Origin of the sequence: Minwuia sp. (genome assembly GCF_048263705.1) — a bacterium.
Taxonomy (GTDB): domain Bacteria; phylum Pseudomonadota; class Alphaproteobacteria; order Minwuiales; family Minwuiaceae; genus Minwuia.
This window is the reverse complement of sequence record NZ_JBLXDV010000002.1, coordinates 173,684-190,385: the sequence shown is the minus strand read 5'-3', so window position 1 is coordinate 190,385 and position 16,702 is coordinate 173,684. Positions and strand designations below refer to the sequence as shown.

Here is a 16,702-nt window from a genome sequence, read left to right as displayed (position 1 = left end):
CCCGGGGCTATCGGTCGAGCGACCGGACCCAGTCGATGATCCGGGCGGCCAGCGGCTCGGTCATCTCCGGGTTGATGATGTCGCCGGCGATCACGTGGTGCGTCGGACCGCGGGTGCCCGGCACGTCGAGCCACAGTTTCGGTGCGCCCCAGCGCGCGAAGACCGTCCGGCTCGCCGCCGGCTGCACGACCTGGTCGTCGGGCGCGTGCAGCATCATGACCGGCGTGCGCGCCTCCTCGAACGGCAGCCTGCGGACGTGCTGCACCAGCGCCATCATCGGTGCCAGCGAAACCGTCGGGTAGCGGACGGTCCAGCCGGTGTTGTAGGCCTCATTGTCGGTCGCCGCGTTGCGTTCCCGCCCGAGCACCCATGTCGCGATCTGCCGCCCCCACGGGATGGTCATATATTCCGCGCCTTTGGCACGCAGGCCGAAATTCGGTGAGACGAACACCATCGCATCCGCGCCCGCCTCGTTGTCCAGGGCGAGCGGAGCAACCGCCGTCGCGCCCGTGGACGTCGCCATCACCAGCACGCGCTTTCCGATGCGGCGGCCGATCGCCAGGGCTTCGGCGGCATCGTTCAGCCAGTCCCCGCCGTTCGCCTGCGCCAGCGCCTCGCCCGTCCGGCCATGACCCGTCAGACGCGTGAAGAACAGGTTCGCCCCCAGCGCGTCGGCAACCAGATCCGGTAGCGGACGCGTTTCGGGCTTGGCGGCGGAAAACCCGTGGATATAGACGATGGCCCAGTCGGTCCGGGCTTTCGTCCCGGGATCGCGCCAGATGATTTCCTTCTGCAGTCCGGGCCGGATGTCGGGGTACTTCGCCTCGGAGCGGGCCAGAACGGCATCCAGATTGTCGCCCAGGCTGTCCGCGCTGAACGGGACGCCCGGTGCGACGCGATCACGCGGACCCAGCAGAAACAGCACGACAAGGGCCGCAACCGTGGCGATGACAATGAACAGGATCATCAAACCCGCGTATCCCTCGCAGCCGGATGTTGATTGGGGCCGGAAAGATACCCATGCCTTACATACCGCGCCAGATCGGGCGGAACGGATCAGTGATCCACTTAACACAACAAGGCGTAGCCAATGCGACCAGAAAAACAAGATCACCTCGGAAACCATGGAGTGAGCATGCGGGCGCGACTGACAGCCTTCCTCGGTGCCACGGCGATTGCCGGCGCCCTGAGCCTGCCTGCGCACGCCGCCTTCGACCCGCTGGCGCTCTATGGCGAGCGGATCGTCTTCGATGTCTACCGCGGAGGGGATCGGATCGGCAGCCACACCGTCAGCTTCAGTCAGGCTGAGGACGGCGTGAAGGTGGACGTCGATTTCAAGGTCGCCGTGAAGATGCTGGGGCTGACTGTCTACAGGTTCGAATACGGGTCCAGCGCGTTGTGGCGCGACGACCGTCTTGCGATGCTCGATGCGGCGGTCAATGACGATGGCACCCGCCATCGCGTGACAGCGCAGGTCGAGAACGGCCAGACGCGGTTGCAGGGTCCGAAGGGGCCCGAGAGTGCCGACGGCGCGGTCTTTCCCAGCAATCACTGGCACCCGGCGGTGGTCGGCGAGACGCGTGTCATCAATACGCTGACGGGCAGTTTTGCCGATGTCGCGATACGGCGCGCGGGCACCGAACCGGTCGCCACGAACGCCGGCGAGGTGCAGGCTGCGCGATATACCTATTCCGGTGACCTTCGCGACGTGGATGTCTGGTACGATGATCGCGGGCGCTGGGTTCGCATGACCTTCGTCGACAAGAGCGGTGAGACCATCGAATATCGGTGCGCATCGTGTGTGGCGGCGGAAGGAGTGCAGCAATGAGTGGTGTCGTATGGATCACCGGCGGGAGTTCCGGTCTCGGCCGCCAGTCGGCCCTGGAGTTCGCGAAGCGGGGCTGGCGTGTCGCGGTGACGGCCCGCAGCGAAGATGAACTGAAAGAACTCGAAGGCGAGGCCGCCGACTTCCTGGGCGACATCACGGCCTATCCCGGCGATGTCACCGATCCGAAGCGGATGGCCAGCATCGTCTCGGAAATCGAAACCGATCTGGGTGCGATTTCCACGGCGGTCCTGAACGCGGGGACCTACCGTCCCATGACGGGCGAGGATTTCCGCGCCGAGGTGATCCGTGAACTGTTCGACGTGAACGTGATGGGTTCGGCGCACCCGATGGAGCAGTTGATTCCGCGCATGATCGTGCGCGGTGCGGGGAAAATCTACGTCGTCGGCTCGGTGTCCGGCTACCGCGGCCTGCCGAAAGCCGCAGCCTATGGGTTCACCAAGGCCGGGCTGATCAACATGATGGAATCGCTGCGTGCGGAACTGACGCCGAAAGGCGTGACCGTCGGCATCATCAACCCGGGTTTCATCGATACGCCGCTGACGCAGAAGAACGACTTTCCGATGCCCTTCCTGATGCCGGTGGACAAGGCCGCCGAGCAACTGGTGGACGGCGTTCTGGATGGCCGCTTCGAAGTTGCGTTCCCCCGGACCTTCGTCTGGATCCTGAAACTGGTGAGGATGCTGCCCTATGCCCTCTACTTCCCCCTCGTCCGCCGCGTCACACGCGACCGAGAATCTTGACCGGTTCGTCAGCTATTTCGAGGGGATGCAGCAGTCCGACCTGGACCGGCTGAACCAGATCTATGCCGAAGACGTGCATTTCGTTGATCCGTTCAGCGATTTCACCGGCCTGAACACGCTTCACGGCGTCTTCGAGGCCATGTTCACCAAGATGCGGGATTACCGGCTGGCGGTGCTGGAGTGCGGCATGATCAGCGACGACTCCGCCTTCGTCCGATGGCGGATGTCGGGCTATGTGAAGCAGCTTGGCAAGGACCTGTGGGTTGTCGAGGGCAGCAGCCTGATCCGGTTCGCGGGTGACGGGCGCGTGCGGGAGCATATCGATTTCTGGGATGCTGCCAGCCAGATGTACGAGCGTCTGCCAGTGATCGGCTGGGTGCTGAGGAAAATCCGCGGGAAACTCGCACAGCATTGAGCCGTCCAGTCTCTGACTGGATCGCCGGCTTTCGGACTGTTACCCCCGGTCTGTCCGGGGGCCTTCCTGAATATCCGGCACGTGCGGCTTTCGCCGGATCATTCGTTGCCTCCGCACGGCGGCGGGGTGACAAGCTGTGCCTCTGACCGATTCAATCAGATGCTGGAACACGCCAAGCGCCGTCTCAGGCGACCAGTTCGTCAGGCGGCGCGGGATCGCTGTCCTGCGGGGCCACATCGACCTCGACCTTCAACTGATGCTCGCCGCCGCCGGTGATCACGCCGCGCACCGGTGCGACGTCGGCATAGGTCCGGCCCCAGCCGAGCGTGATGTGATCGCCGCCCGCCAGACAGGCGTTCGTCGGATCGAGATCGATCCAGCCCGCTTCCGGAATGAAGATGCTGACCCAGGCGTGGCTCTGGTCTGCACCGATCAGGCGTGGCTTGCCCGGCGGGGGCAGGGTTCTCAGATAGCCCGAGACATAGCGCGCCGGCAGTCCGAAGGACCGCAGGCAGGCGATCATCAGGTGCGCAAAGTCCTGACAGACGCCCCGCCGCTTCTGCAGGACGGTCGCCACGGATGTGGTCACGTCCGTCGCCTTGGGATCGTAGACGAAGTCCTTGTAGATGCGCTGGTTCAGATCCATCGCGGCGTCCAGAAGCGGACGGTCCGGCAACAGGCTGGGCGCGGCGTAGTCGCGAAGCTGCTCGATGATGTCGGAGAACTCGTGACGCCCGACGAAATCGGCAACCGCATAGTTCGACGGCTCCAGATTTTCCTGAATCGATTTCGCAACTTCCGTCCAGGCCGGCGTATCGGTCGGGTCCGGTGTCGCGGGCGGATTGACCGAGATCAGGCTGGTGCTCTCGACGACGAACCGGTCGTGCGGCGTCGCCAGATTGAAAACGGCGATCTCGTTGCCGTAGTAGTCCGTCTGCCGCAGCGGCTGTTCGGCGGGAGCGGGCGATATCTCCAGCCGCGTTTCCATGCGTACCTGGGCGGGGGTCGCGCGCGGCGTCACATGCAGCAGATGGTGCGACAGCATCACCGTATCCGCATAGCGGTAGGCCGTCCGGTGGCGGACACGGTAGATCATGCGATGCCTTCGATCGTATCGTTCAGGCCGATGCCGAGCTGTCGGCCCCGGCCGGAAACATGGCTGAAATAGCGGCTGGTGACCGCGTCATTGAGCTGCGGCAGGTGTCCCAGCAGGATCTCAAGCAATTGCTCCAGCCTGGGTCGGCTGCCGTCCTCGTCCCTGTCAGCCAGGTCCCGTGCGTCGGCCAGCTGGACCGCCGCATAGGTCCGGATGGCGACGTGACGATCCTCGCCCGGCAGGGGGCCGCGCAGTTCGGACAGCTGTTCCACATGACGGGTGATCTGCTGAAGCTGGTGCGCCACGGATCGGGGATGACCGTCATCGCAGATCAGCAGGTCCAGCACCGCGCCCATGTCGGTGACATCGCGATAGCGTTCCCGATAGGTCGCCGTGCAGTCGGCGATGTCCAGCACCGTCGTCAGGATCAGCGGTGACGCGGCTTCGGGCCGCAGCAGGGTGCCCGCCAGCAGATCGATCATCTGCAGCGCCATCTCAAGCCGTCGGCCGAGGTCGTGGAAACGCCAGCCATGGCCGATGGGCATCGTGTCCTGGATCGATCCGTTCAGGGACTGCAGCGCATAGACGATGTCGTCGATCCGGTCGCCCAGAACCCCGGGCCGTCCTGCCACGCGGCGCGCGGCCTGAATGGAATCCTGCACGCGCGTCGTGGCCAGCCAGGTATCGCCGGACATCATGTAGCGCAGGTTGTCGGCCGCGCTGCGCATCTGGTCGGCGACATTGACCAGACTGCTCGGATTATCCGGATCCAGATAGACCTGACCGGCATGCTGGACCAGTTCCTCGATGGACAGGGTGTCCGCTTCCGGCAGGCGAAAGATGCCCGAACCCAGAACGCCGTGGATGACGCCTTTCTCGTCGCCGGTCGCGACGGGAAACAGGCGCTCGTCAACGTTGCGGATCGCGCCCCGGATCCGGCGCGACATGCCCGTCGCGCGCTCCAGATAACGTCCGAACCAGTAGAGGCTTTCAGCCGCGCGTGACGACAGGTTGGTGCTGTTCCGCCGGATCGGCACGCTCGCGGCCGGGCGTTTCCTCGGCGTTTCCGCGGGACCGCTGGCACCCGGGATCCAGACGTCTTTCGCGCCGCCGCCCCGCTGCATCGAAACCACCCTGCCGCGCCGTTCGGGGGCGACGCGCACCATGCCGCCCGGCATGACGGTCCAGCCGTCGGGTGTCCAGCAGAGCAGCATGCGCAGCATGACCGCGCGGGGCTCAAGCCCGTGGTTCGACCAGGTCGGCGACGTGGACAGGCGCATCAGTTCCTGTCCGACATGGCTTTCGGGCCGTTCGGCGATGGCACGCAACAGGCTTTCACGTCGTTTGGTATCGATCTGTCCGCCGAAGACGGGTTCGCCGGGATCGGGCGGGAAGGCGGGCTTCACCACCAGCCGTTCCAGCTGATCGATCACGTGCTGGCGCTCTGCCGACTGTCCGCACCACCAGGTCGCGACCGACGGCAGTGCCAGTTCCTCATCCATCATCTGCCGTGCCAGGCCGGGCAGAAACGGGGTCAGGGCCGGCTGTTCGACGATGCCGGATCCCAGGGCGTTGACGATCGAGACATTGCCGCGCCGCGCCACCTGGGTCAGCCCGGGCACACCCAGCGAGGAATCGCCGCGCAGCTCCAGCGGGTCGCAGAACCCCGTATCCATGCGGCGGAAGATGACATCGACCTGCTGCAGACCCTGCAGGGTCTTCAGGAACACGTGATCTTCCCGGACGGTCATGTCGTCGGCCTCGACCAGCGCGCAGCCCAGTTGCCGGGCCATGAAGGCGTGCTCGAAATAGGTCTCGTTGTGGCGGCCGGGCGTCAGGATGACGATGCGGGGATCCTCACGGCCACGCGGCGCGGCGGCCTGCAGACCCTTCAGAACCGAGGCGAAGAAGCCGCTCACCGGTCGGACGTCCATGGACCGCAGCAGTTCGGGAAAGACCTGCGCCATGATCGTGCGATTCGCCAGCGCATAGCCGAACCCGGTCGGCGATTCGGTCCGGTCCATCATGACCCGCCACTGACCGTCCGCACCCCGCGCCATGTCGGCGGCATAGAAGAACAGCTTCTGCTGATCGGCGGCCTCGGCGTTGACGGTTGGCCTGAAGAAGCCGGGATGCCCGAACACCAGCGCCGGGGGGATCCGGCCTTCCGAAAGCAGGGTCTGCGGGCCGAGCAGGTCGCGCAGGATCAGGTCGAGCAGCGTTGCCCGCTGGATCAGCGCCGTGCTCAGCGCGGACCATTCATCCGCACGCAGCACCATCGGCACGGGATCCAGCCGCCAGCTTGCGCCGCCGTCGTGATCCGCGCCGTAGACAGTGTAGGAGATGCCCTGGCGGCGCATGGCGCGACGCCCGCGCTCCCAGCGCCCCTGCCAGTCGACCTCGGACAGATCGGCCAGAAAGTCGGCGATGTCCTGCCACAGCGGGCGCAGACCCTCGTCGCCTGTGCCCAGCATCTCGTCGAAGACGTCCGGCGGCGGCGAATAGCCCAGCCGGAAATCACTGCCCCACTGGCCCTGACCGCCGCCGTGGGACAGTCCGGTATCGGAAACGGTGTCGGACACCGCGTCAGACAATCGCCGGCCTGACGGGTGCACGCAGATCCAGCGTGTGCGGGTACGCCGGGTTGCGTTCGTAGACAGCCGTGCCCGGCGCACCGGGGGTGTGTCCGTAGGCATCGAAGCGCGCCAGGCGGCGGCCCTCGGCCTCCTCGGCATTCACCGGTGCCGTCTCGTAGTTGCGCCCGCCCGGATGCGCGACATGGTATCGGCATCCGCCGATGGAACGCCCGTTCCAGCGGTCGATCAGGTCGAACGTCAGGGGGGCATGAACGTCGATGGACGGATGCAGCGCCGATGCGGGCTTCCAGGCCCGGTAGCGGACTCCGGCGACATATTCCTCGGCGGTACCGGTGGACTGCAGCGGGACGTGCCGTCCGTTGCAGGTCAGCATGTAGCGCCCCGGATCTGTCAGGCCGCGTACCGTGGCCTGAACGCGCTCCACCGAGCTGTCCACATATCTGACCGTGCCGCCGCCGCCCGGTTCCTCACCCATGACGTGCCAGGGTTCCAGGGCCAGCCGGAGCTCGATCTCCATGCCCAGATATTCGACCTCGCCGTAGCGCGGGAAGCGGAATTCGAAGTGCGGCGCGTACCAGGCGTCGTCGAAGGCAAAACCGGCCTGACGCATCTCGGAAAGGATATCCTTGAAATCCTCCCAGATGTAGTGCGGCAGCATGAACCGGTCGCGCAACCGGTCGCCATGCCTGATCAGGGGCCGGGTGTAGGGCTGCTCCCAGAATCGGGCGATCAGCCCGCGCAGCAGCAGTTGCTGCGCCATGCTCATCTCGGCGTGGGGCGGCATCTCGAACGCGCGGAACTCGACCAGTCCCAGCCGGCCCGTCGGCCCGTCCGGCGAATACAGCTTGTCGATGCAGATCTCGGCCCGGTGCGTATTGCCGGTCAGGTCGATCAGCAGGTTGCGCAGGGTCCGGTCCACCATCCACAGTGGCACGTTCGATTCCGGATCCGGCAATTGCGACAGCGCGATCTCCAGTTCGTACAGGACATCGTCGCGGCCTTCGTCCACGCGCGGGGCCTGGCTGGTCGGCCCGATGAACAGGCCCGAGAACAGATAGGACAGGCTGGGGTGGTTCTGCCAGTAGCGGATCAGCGATCCCAGCAGGTCGGGGCGGCGCAGGAACGGGCTGTCGGCAGGCCTGGCGCCGCCGCAGACGATGTGATTGCCGCCGCCGGTGCCGATGTGACGTCCGTCGACCATGAACTTCTCGGTTCCCAGCCGTGCCTGACGGGCTTCCTCGTAGAGCGCGGTCGTCACGTCACGCTGGGTCGGCCAGTCGGGGGACGGATGAATGTTCAGTTCGATCACGCCGGGATCGGGCGTCACCTTGATCACGTTCAGGCGGGGATCGTACGGCGGTTCGTAGCCCTCGATATAGATCGGGACATTCTGTTCGGCGGCGACGTCCTGACAGGCCGCGACCAGTTCCAGATAATCCTCGGCGGACTCGGTCGGCGGCATGAAGACGTTGATGTGCCCGTCACGCGGTTCGACCGCCAGCGCGGTGCGAACCTCGTTGCTGACGCCATCGACCGGTGCGCTCTGCTTCGAGGCATCGGGCAGGGGCTGCTGCACGCGGGCATCGTGACCGCCATCCCGGGTCTCTGCCAGGAACGGCGTCCGGCTGGCGTCAGGGGCGGGCAGTTCGCCCTCGATCGCGAACGGATCGACCGGCGAATAATAGGGGTAACGCGATGCGGGAATGTGCGGCAGCGCATCGATCGGCAGCCGGAACCCCACCGGGCTGTCCCCCGGCAGCAGGAACAGATGCTCCGACCGGAACGGCCAGGGCCCCGTGATCCATGAGGAACCGGCCTTCGCCTGCCAGGCCTGCAGCGGCAGGACATAGCCGCTGGGCGTGCCCAGCCCCTTGCGCAGCACGCGCGCCAGTCTGGCGCGATCGCGCTCCTTCTCGAAGTCGGGATGATCGGGGTCCATGTTGACCGGCAGTTCCTGCTCGGCTTCCAGGGTCTTCAGCGGGTCCTCGTAGGCCGGCAGAACGAATTTCGAATCGACGTTCAGCCGCTCGCACAGTCCGATGATGAACTTCTGCGCTTCCTTGTGGGTGTGCTTGTAGTCCTCGCCTTCGCGGGCGATGACGCGCTCTTCCGTCCACAGCGGCAGGCCGTCCCCGCGCCAGTAAAGGCCGAAGGCCCAGCGTGGCAGGGGTTCGCCGGGGTAAAGCTTGCCCTGACCGAAGGTCAGCAGGCCATCGGGGGCGAAGCGTTTGCGCAGGCGCTGGATCAGATCATAGGCCAGGCGGCGCTTGTTCGGCCCCATCGCCTCGGTGTTCCATTCCGCGCCGTCCAGATCGTCGATCGAGATGAAGGTCGGTTCGCCGCCCATGGTCAGGCGCACGTCGCCCGCCTGCAGCTTGTCCTCGATCTCGTTGCCCAGCGTGTCGATGGCCTGCCACTGATCGCCGGTGTAGGGCTTGGTGACGCGGGGCGATTCATACATCCGCGACACGGACATTTCGTGGCTGAACTCGACTTCGGCCGCCCCCATCGTCCCGGTGATCGGTGCGGCGCTGGTCGGACGCGGGGCGCACGCCAGGGGGATGTGACCTTCGCCAGCCAGCAGGCCGGACGTGCCGTCCAGTCCGATCCAGCCCGCGCCGGGCAGATAGACCTCGGCCCAGGCGTGCAGATCGGTGAAATCCTTCTCCGTGCCGGACGGTCCGTCCAGCGACTTCTGGTCCGGCTTCAACTGGATCAGATATCCGGACGCAAAACGCGCCGCGAGGCCCAGGTTGCGCAGGATCTGAACCATCAGCCAGGCCGTATCCCGGCACGATCCCTTGCCCGATCCGAGGGTTTCCTCGGGCGTCTGGACGCCCGGTTCCATGCGGACGATGTAGTCGATCCGCTGTTCCAGATCCTGATTGATGCCCACCAGAAAATTGATCGTCGTCATCGGTTCACGGCTGATGCTGGCCAGGTGGTCGTTCAGCAGCGGCCCGACGGGGTCCGGCTCGATATAGGGTTCAAGCTGCTCCATCTCGTCGGGATCGTAGGCGAAGGGCCATTTCTCGGCATATTCGGCTGTGAAGAAGTCGAACGGGTTCAGCACGGCCATCTCGGCGACCAGATCGACTTCCACGTGGAAGTGATCGACCGGCTCGGGGAAGACCACCCGGGCCAGGAAATTGCCCAGCGGATCCTGCTGCCAGTTGATGAAATGCTCTTTCGGCGAAACGTTCAGCGAATAGCCCAGCAGTTTCGTGCGCGTATGCGCCGCCGGCTTCAGCCGGATGATCTGGGGTGAGAGCGCGACCTTGCGATCGTAATTGTAGTGGGTCTTGTGATTGAGCGCCGCATGGATCGGCATATGAAAAACCTATGAAAAGTGAACGACTTTGTATGAGGGCCGAAGATAGGGGGGACGCCCGGCAGTCTCAAGGCGCAGCAACCGCACACCCCCCGGGGCCAACCAGGCCTCAGACCGGATCGATCATCATCAGGAAGTCCAGTTCGGTCTCGGCGACGCGTCGTCCGATGACGGCTTTCTCGACGGATCGCTCCCGCCCGGACGTGAACTGCTGTCCGATGGTCATGCACATGATGCCCCAGCGCAGTGTACCCAGAACCTCCCAGTAATGCACGACAGTCGGATCGACGGGCTTTCCGCCCGCCGCTTCATAGGCGGCAAGGAAGTCCGCGCGCTGTCCGACGCCGGCCAGTGGGGTCTCGTCACGACCGAATCGCCAGGCGCGTACCGATGGCCATGACAGATCGATATGGCGGTCGCCCCGGTGACCGACTTCCCAGTCCAGAATGCCCGCCAGACCCGACTCGTCGACCATGATGTTGCCCATCCGGTAGTCGCCGTGCGCGAAGACCAGCGGTTCGGTGGGCGGACGCCGCCGGTGCAGCCACTGCAGACCGTATTCGAAGCCGGGCTGCGGCTGACCGTAATCGTCCAGCACCCGCCGGAAGGCCTTCAGGTGATCGTCCAGCGTGAAGGTTCTCAGGCCAGGTATCCCGTCCGGCGGAATCGCGTGCAGCCGCGCCAGCGCCTCGCCCAGCTGGACAGGCAGCCGGGCGCGTGCCGTGTCCAGGTTCTCGTCGCGCAGGATCTTCTGCGGCAGGGTTTCACCTTCCAGGGCCTGCATGACGAAGCCGGTGCCGACGCCATCTTCCGGTTCGGCCAGAAAGATCATCTCGGGTGCCGGTACGCCGGCGCGATGGGCCGTATCGAGAATCGCCGCTTCGGTCGCCCGGTCGGCACCGAACCGGTTGTCGTCGCTCTGCGGGTCCTGTGGGCTGCCCGGCGGATCGCGCTTCAGGATCAGCTTCTGCACAGCGCCTGACGAATCGGTCGCCTCGAACGCATAGGCCTCGCGCGACGCACCCGCCGACAGCCGGGTCAGCCCGGTCACGGTCAGGCGCTCACCGTTCCGGCGCGACAGCGCCGCGGCAAGCGCGGTTTCCAGTTCAGTCACACACCCCATCCGCCCCAAAATACAGAAGGCCCCATCAGTATGACAGGGCCTTCAACGGTACGCATCGTTCTACACACTGCAGACGTCAGGCGGCCTCGTGTTCCCGGGCAGCCATGGCGTCCTTCAATCGCAACTTCTCCTTCTTCAGTTTCGAGATCAGTGCGTCATCGGGAAGAGGGCGGGCCTCTTCGCGCTGCAGCGCTTCGTCGAGTTCCGTGTGCTTCTGTTGAAGTCTGTTGAGAGAAGTTTTTGCAGTCACGTTGTGCTCCCTTGAAGGTTTGCCTGAACGTGGCAGCCGGTCTGCGGCTGTCATCAATATGTAATCCTGCGCATGACGCCGGGGCACTTCAAGGGATATCGGCAAAAATTCTCACTGGCTGCTGCCCAGGACACTGTCGTCGCCCGCGTCCAGGCGGAACGCCATGCCGCCGCAGGTGGTCTCGACCCGCTGTCGCGACTCCTCGGGAAACGCGGCACACAGGATATCGATGATGGCGGAGAGTTCCTGCCGGCCCGTGCCCGCCCCGGCTTCGACCAGATAGCGCAGCAGATTCGCCGTGCAGTCTTCCAGTTGCTGAACCCGGTCGAAGGTGCCGGTGCCGACCCGTGTCATCGACTGGTGCAGCATCAGGATCTCGACGTGCTCGGAATGCAGTTCGCACTCCACCACCACCCGCCTTAGGTCGTCCGACAGCGGTTTGGGGGCAGGCGGCATGCCGTCTTTCAGGCGGTTGCGCAGTTCGCGCAGCACCTCGATGACATGGCCGCGCCATTCAGACACGGCGTCCAGCGCGGCTTCCAGCTCGCCCTGGCGGAATGTACCGCGGCCGCTGGAGGCGACCCAGCAGCAGAACAGCAGGACATTGACGTCCAGCCCCTTCCGTTCCTGCAGGTCCAGACAGGCTTCCCTTGTGTCATCCCGTGCGTACAGTCGGGTGGCAAAATCCCAGAACTCGTTCGGGGGAAAGACGCCAGAAGAAAATACCGCCATGAATTCCACATCCGGTCGCAACCGGCCTTTGTATCGTGATGTCGTCGTTCCGTTTCGCGCACGCGATCAGCATGTTACGATCGGCAACAGCATGACCGGTCAGGGCCGGTAGACTATGCCAGACCGGATGCGGGCCGGAAAGCGGGAGAAACCTGATGACCGAAGCGGTCGGTGAACAGCGGATTGCGGTGGAACAGCGTTTGGGACAGCTGAAACTGTCCCACAACGATCTGGACGCCGCGATCGAAGCCTTGGGGGAGAAGGGTGCATATGACGATTTGCAGATGCAGCGCATGAAGCGGCGGAAGCTTCAACTGAAGGACGAGATCGCCAGGCTGGAAGCCTTGCTGTCGCCGGACATCATCGCATGAACGGCCAGGTGGCGAAGGGTTTCGAGTCCGTCCGTGACGCGTTCGAAGCCAATTTCAGCGAACGGGGCGAGGTCGGCGCAAGCTGCTGCGTCACGATCGACGGTGAGGTGGTTGCCGATCTGTGGGGCGGTGTCGCTGACCCGGAAACCGAACGGCCGTGGGAAGAAGACACGGTCTCGGTGGTTTTCTCGGCGACCAAGGGCGCGACAGCGATCTGTGCGCACCACCTGATCGACCAGGGCGGGTTCAGCCTGGCCACGCCGGTCGCCGACATCTGGCCGGAGTTCGCCCGGAACGGCAAGGAAAGCGCCACCGTCCGCATGATGCTGGATCACACGGTCGGCGTGCCGGTGATTCGGGAAAAGCTGAAGAAGGACGGCATCTACGACTGGGACTACATGTGCGAGCGCCTCGCCGCCGAAGAGCCGTTCTGGCGGCCCGGCGAGCGCGGCGGCTATCATGGGCTGACCTTCGGCTGGACCGTGGGTGAGCTGGTGCGCCGTCACTCGGGCAAGTCGCTGGGTACCTTCTTCAAGGACCACATCGCCGATCCTCTGGGCCTCGATTTCTGGATCGGCCTGCCCGAGGAGATCGAGCCGCGTGTCGCGCCGATGATCTTCCGCCGGCATCAGCCCGGCGATCCGCAGCCGCCGTTTCTGGAGGTGGGGCTGAACCAGCCGGGTTCGATCCCGCATCTGTTCCTGTTCAACTCGGGCGGCTTCCTGTCGCACGGCTGCAACACGCGTGAGGGCCATGCCGCCGAACTGGGCGGCGCGGGCGGCATCACCAACGGCAAGGGGCTGGCGTTCATGTACCGGCCGTTCGCCAACGGCGGCAGCTGGGATGGCGTCACGCTGGCCGGCGCGGACACGATCGCGGCCATGTCGGAAGTCTCGGCGGCCAGCAATCTGGACGCCACGCTGCAGATCCCCGTGCGGTTCGGACCCGGCTTCATGAAGTCGATGGACCATCGGGCGCTGGGCATGGAAGGCGGCATCATCGGGGCGCAGGCGTTCGGTCACATCGGCGCGGGCGGCTCCCTCGGTTTCGCCGACCCGGAGAACGGCATCAGTTTCGGCTACACCATGAACCGGATGGGCGAGGGGCTGCTGCTGAACGATCGCGGGCAGGCGCTCGTCGATGCGGTCTACGAAAGCATCGGCGGCATGGAGATCAGGGGCGGCGGCTGGCGGAAGGCCGCTTGAGGGGAGACACCTTTTTGAAAGTCGAAGATTGGAACGCGGTCGAGCGCCGCTATGGCGTCTCGCCCGATGCGTTCGTCGGGGAAATGCGCATGAAGCACGGGATCACGGATCGCATGACGTTTCCGGATCTGGTGGCGCGCGCCGCCGCGCAGGTGCCCGCGAAGGTCGCCATCGTGCATCACGGGCGCATCCTGACCTATGCGCAGCTCGTCCGGAAGATGAACGCGGTACGCGCCTGGCTGACGAACGAACGCGGTGTGAAGCCGGGTGAGCGGGTCGCTCTGCTGGTCGACAATTCAGACCATTACCCGATCTGGTATTTCGGGATTCTGGCCGCCGGTGCCGTCGCCGTGCCGATCAATCCGAAGCTGGTGGCACGCGAACTGGCCTACATGATCGGCGATGCCGATCCGGTGCTGATCGTGCAGGAGACGCGGTTCGACAGGCTGATCGACGACGCGCTGACCGAAGCCGACCGGGAGCTGCCGCGATTCGCGGTCGATCGCGATCCGCCGCCGCCCTATGCCGGTGAATGGCAGTCGCGGGAGACGATCAGCACGTCCGCCCCCGCCGCCATCTACTACACGTCCGGCACGACGGGATCGCCGAAAGGTGTCGTCCATACGCACCACAGCCTGATCGCAGGTGCGCTGCTGTCGCCCGAAGCCTGGGAGCACACCGGATCGGACAGCCGCTTTCTGGCCTGCACGCCGATGTTCCACATCGCCAGCCATGTGTTCTTCCTGGTGATCTTCACGCTGGGCGCGACCCTGATCGTCGATACCTATCAGACCGAGCGGACCATGCGGCAGATCGCCGATCACCGGATCGATGCGTTCTTCGCCGTGCCGTCGCAGCTGCTGATGATGGAACAGCATCCGCTGAAGGACCGACTCGATTTCTCGGGCGTGAAAGTGATCGGGTTCGGCGCGGCCCCGATGGCGATGGACCGCCTGCAGGCCGTGCAGGACATGTTCCCGAATGCGGGTCTTGTCCACTGCATGGGCCAGACCGAAAGCTGCGGCATGATCGTCGCCCTGTCGTCGGCGCAGGCGTTCGACAAGATCGGCTCGGTCGGCGTGGCCGTGCCGGGCAATGAGATCCGCGTTGTCGATCCGGAGGACAATGACGTGCCTCAGGGGCAGGTCGGGGAACTGATCAGCCGCGGCCCGCAGAACATGATCGGTTATCTCAACCGCGAGGAGGCGACCGCCGAGACCCTGCGCGGCGGCTGGCTGCATACCGGCGATCTGGGATATCTGGATGCGGACGGCTATCTGTTTCTGGTCGACCGTGCCAAGGACATGATCATCCGCGGCGGGGAGAACATCTATTCGACCGAGGTCGAGGACGTCGTCTACATGATGGACGGGGTGTCGCTGTGTGCCGTGATCGGCATTCCTGACAGGATATTCGGCGAGGAAGTGGGCGTTTTCATCCTGCCGAAAGCGGGCGTGACCCTGACGGTCGAGCAGGTTCAGCAGCATTGCCGCGACCACATGGCCGCCTACAAGATGCCGCGCATCGTCGAGTTCGTGGAAGAATTCGCCATGACCGCGACCGGCAAGATCCAGAAAGGCGACATCCGCCGCAAGGTCGCCGAGCGCGGCTGACACGCGTTGAGGCGGTCTCATCTCCGGCTGATCGCCGGTTCCCGGTCCGCGCAGCGCCTCCAGAATATGGCCGAAGCCACGCCGGACGCCGATGGGACAAGCCGGGGGTGACGCATTGTGTGCCCGGCTGTTTCAGTCGAATGCCGGAGCGTCCTGGTTCGGCTTGGTCAGGCGAAAGTGGGCGACGTCGATGGCGCCGGACTGGAATCCTGCGGTGCAGTACAGCAGATAGAAATTCCACATGCGCCGGAACCGCTGGTCGAAGCCGGGCATGGCGGCGATCTTCTCCCACGCGTCGTTGAAGCGTGTGTGCCATTCCAGCAGGGTCTGGGCGTAGGAACCGCCGAAGAAATTCTCGGCGTTGACGGCCAGGCCCGCCGACCGGACGCCGTCCCGGAACTTCTGCGGGCTGGGCAGCATGCCGCCGGGAAAGATGTACTTCTGGATGAAATCGACCCGGCGTCGATAGCTCTCGAATATCCCGTCCTGGATGGTGATCGCCTGGACCACGGCGGCCCCGCCCGGTTTCAGCCGGTCGCGCACGGTCTGGAAATAGACCGGCCAGTTCTCCTCGCCGACGGCCTCGAACATCTCGATCGAGACGATGTGGTCATACTCGCCGGTGGTGTCGCGATAGTCGGTCAGGTGAAAGCTGGCGCGGTCATCGAAACCGTGTCTGCGTGCCCGTTCCTGTGCATAGGCCAGCTGTTCCTTCGACAGGGTGATGCCTTCGACGGTCGCGCCGAATTCACGCGTGGCCACGTCGGCAAAGCCGCCCCAGCCGCAGCCGATCTCCAGCACCCTGTCCCCGGCCTTGATGCCGGCCAGGCGGCAGATGCTGCGGTACTTGGTCAGCTGCGCGGTTTCCAGATCGTTGGCCCCGTCCTCGAACTGGGCGGACGAATAGGTCATCGTCGGATCCAGCCAGGTCTCGTAGAAGCCGTTGCCCAGATCGTAGTGTGCGGCGATGTTGCGCCGGCTGCCGCGCCGGGTGTTCGCGCGCCGCCGGTGTCCGGTCATGCTGATCAGCCGCGACAGCAGGGTGCCGTGCACCGCCGCGCGGATGCCCGCCATGTTGGCCTGTGCGACCTGAAAGACCTTCAGCAGGTCAGGCGTGCGCCATTCACCCGCCAGATATGACTTGGCGAGGCCGAGTTCACCTCCCAGCAGCAGGCGGCGCAGGGTGCGCCAGTCATGGATGTCGATCTCGGCCACGGGTTCGCCCGATCCGCCGGTCTGCTCGCTGCCGTCCGGGAGGCGAAGGATCACCCGGCCCGACGCGATTCGCGCCAGGATCGGCCGCAGCGCGCGCAGCCAGAGGCGTGCCTCGATCGTCGGATTGTTCTGCCGTTCTGGCGTGGAACTGCCGGATTCTGTCAT

Annotated in this window: 14 protein-coding genes; 6 read left to right on the top strand and 8 right to left on the bottom strand. The window is 65.1% G+C overall.

Annotated elements, in window-relative coordinates:
- Nucleotides 1-7: 7 nt before the first annotated feature.
- On the bottom strand, nucleotides 8-967 hold the full coding sequence (locus ACN0X7_RS03320; protein ID WP_417514088.1) for an alpha/beta hydrolase: 960 nt from the start codon (nucleotides 965-967) through the stop codon (nucleotides 8-10).
- Nucleotides 968-1,135: 168 nt separating this feature from the next.
- Between ACN0X7_RS03320 and ACN0X7_RS03315 the strand changes: the two genes are divergently transcribed.
- The 3 genes from ACN0X7_RS03315 to ACN0X7_RS03305 are packed head-to-tail and all read left to right on the top strand — an operon-like array spanning nucleotide 1,136 to nucleotide 3,004.
- Nucleotides 1,136-1,828: a DUF6134 family protein gene (locus ACN0X7_RS03315; protein ID WP_417514086.1), complete on the top strand. Its 693-nt coding sequence runs from the start codon at nucleotides 1,136-1,138 to the stop codon at nucleotides 1,826-1,828.
- Complete coding sequence (locus ACN0X7_RS03310) at nucleotides 1,825-2,589, top strand: SDR family NAD(P)-dependent oxidoreductase (RefSeq protein ID WP_417514084.1); 765 nt, start codon at nucleotides 1,825-1,827, stop codon at nucleotides 2,587-2,589. Before ACN0X7_RS03315 ends, ACN0X7_RS03310 begins: the two co-directional genes overlap by 4 nt.
- Entirely contained in the window at nucleotides 2,537-3,004 is a 468-nt protein-coding gene (locus tag ACN0X7_RS03305; protein WP_417514082.1) for a nuclear transport factor 2 family protein, read from the top strand. Before ACN0X7_RS03310 ends, ACN0X7_RS03305 begins: the two co-directional genes overlap by 53 nt.
- A gap of 184 nt (nucleotides 3,005-3,188) precedes the next feature.
- On the opposite strand, the gene ACN0X7_RS03300 is transcribed toward ACN0X7_RS03305, so the two are convergent.
- From ACN0X7_RS03300 to ACN0X7_RS03275, 6 genes are all read right to left on the bottom strand, one after another.
- Nucleotides 3,189-4,100 (bottom strand): transglutaminase family protein, encoded by a 912-nt coding sequence (locus ACN0X7_RS03300; RefSeq protein WP_417514080.1) that lies wholly within the window; start codon nucleotides 4,098-4,100, stop codon nucleotides 3,189-3,191.
- Entirely contained in the window at nucleotides 4,097-6,682 is a 2,586-nt protein-coding gene (locus ACN0X7_RS03295; RefSeq protein ID WP_417514078.1) for a circularly permuted type 2 ATP-grasp protein, read from the bottom strand. Before ACN0X7_RS03295 ends, ACN0X7_RS03300 begins: the two co-directional genes overlap by 4 nt.
- Nucleotides 6,683-6,686: 4 nt before the next feature.
- On the bottom strand, nucleotides 6,687-10,028 hold the full coding sequence (locus ACN0X7_RS03290; RefSeq protein WP_417514076.1) for a DUF2126 domain-containing protein: 3,342 nt from the start codon (nucleotides 10,026-10,028) through the stop codon (nucleotides 6,687-6,689).
- 109 nt (nucleotides 10,029-10,137) lie between these two features.
- Complete coding sequence (locus tag ACN0X7_RS03285) at nucleotides 10,138-11,142, bottom strand: phosphotransferase family protein (protein ID WP_417514074.1); 1,005 nt, start codon at nucleotides 11,140-11,142, stop codon at nucleotides 10,138-10,140.
- 85 nt (nucleotides 11,143-11,227) lie between these two features.
- Nucleotides 11,228-11,455, bottom strand: coding sequence for a DUF465 domain-containing protein (locus ACN0X7_RS03280; protein ID WP_417514072.1), 228 nt, complete (start codon nucleotides 11,453-11,455; stop codon nucleotides 11,228-11,230).
- A 57-nt stretch (nucleotides 11,456-11,512) separates the two neighbouring features.
- Nucleotides 11,513-12,133, bottom strand: coding sequence for a TIGR02444 family protein (locus ACN0X7_RS03275; protein WP_417514070.1), 621 nt, complete (start codon nucleotides 12,131-12,133; stop codon nucleotides 11,513-11,515).
- 155 nt (nucleotides 12,134-12,288) lie between these two features.
- On the opposite strand from ACN0X7_RS03275, the gene ACN0X7_RS03270 reads away from it, so the two are divergent.
- Genes ACN0X7_RS03270 through ACN0X7_RS03260 form a run of 3 tightly spaced genes read left to right on the top strand, consistent with a single transcriptional unit; the run spans nucleotide 12,289 to nucleotide 15,322 of the window.
- On the top strand, nucleotides 12,289-12,504 hold the full coding sequence (locus ACN0X7_RS03270) for a YdcH family protein (RefSeq protein WP_417514068.1): 216 nt from the start codon (nucleotides 12,289-12,291) through the stop codon (nucleotides 12,502-12,504).
- On the top strand, nucleotides 12,501-13,709 hold the full coding sequence (locus tag ACN0X7_RS03265; protein ID WP_417514066.1) for a serine hydrolase domain-containing protein: 1,209 nt from the start codon (nucleotides 12,501-12,503) through the stop codon (nucleotides 13,707-13,709). The genes ACN0X7_RS03270 and ACN0X7_RS03265 overlap by 4 nt, the downstream gene beginning before the upstream one ends.
- A 14-nt stretch (nucleotides 13,710-13,723) precedes the next feature.
- On the top strand, nucleotides 13,724-15,322 hold the full coding sequence (locus tag ACN0X7_RS03260; RefSeq protein ID WP_417514064.1) for a class I adenylate-forming enzyme family protein: 1,599 nt from the start codon (nucleotides 13,724-13,726) through the stop codon (nucleotides 15,320-15,322).
- Nucleotides 15,323-15,454: 132 nt separating this feature from the next.
- Here the strand turns inward: ACN0X7_RS03260 and ACN0X7_RS03255 are convergent, their stop codons facing one another.
- Nucleotides 15,455-16,702, bottom strand: a complete 1,248-nt coding sequence (locus ACN0X7_RS03255) for a class I SAM-dependent methyltransferase (RefSeq protein WP_417514062.1) — start codon at nucleotides 16,700-16,702, stop codon at nucleotides 15,455-15,457.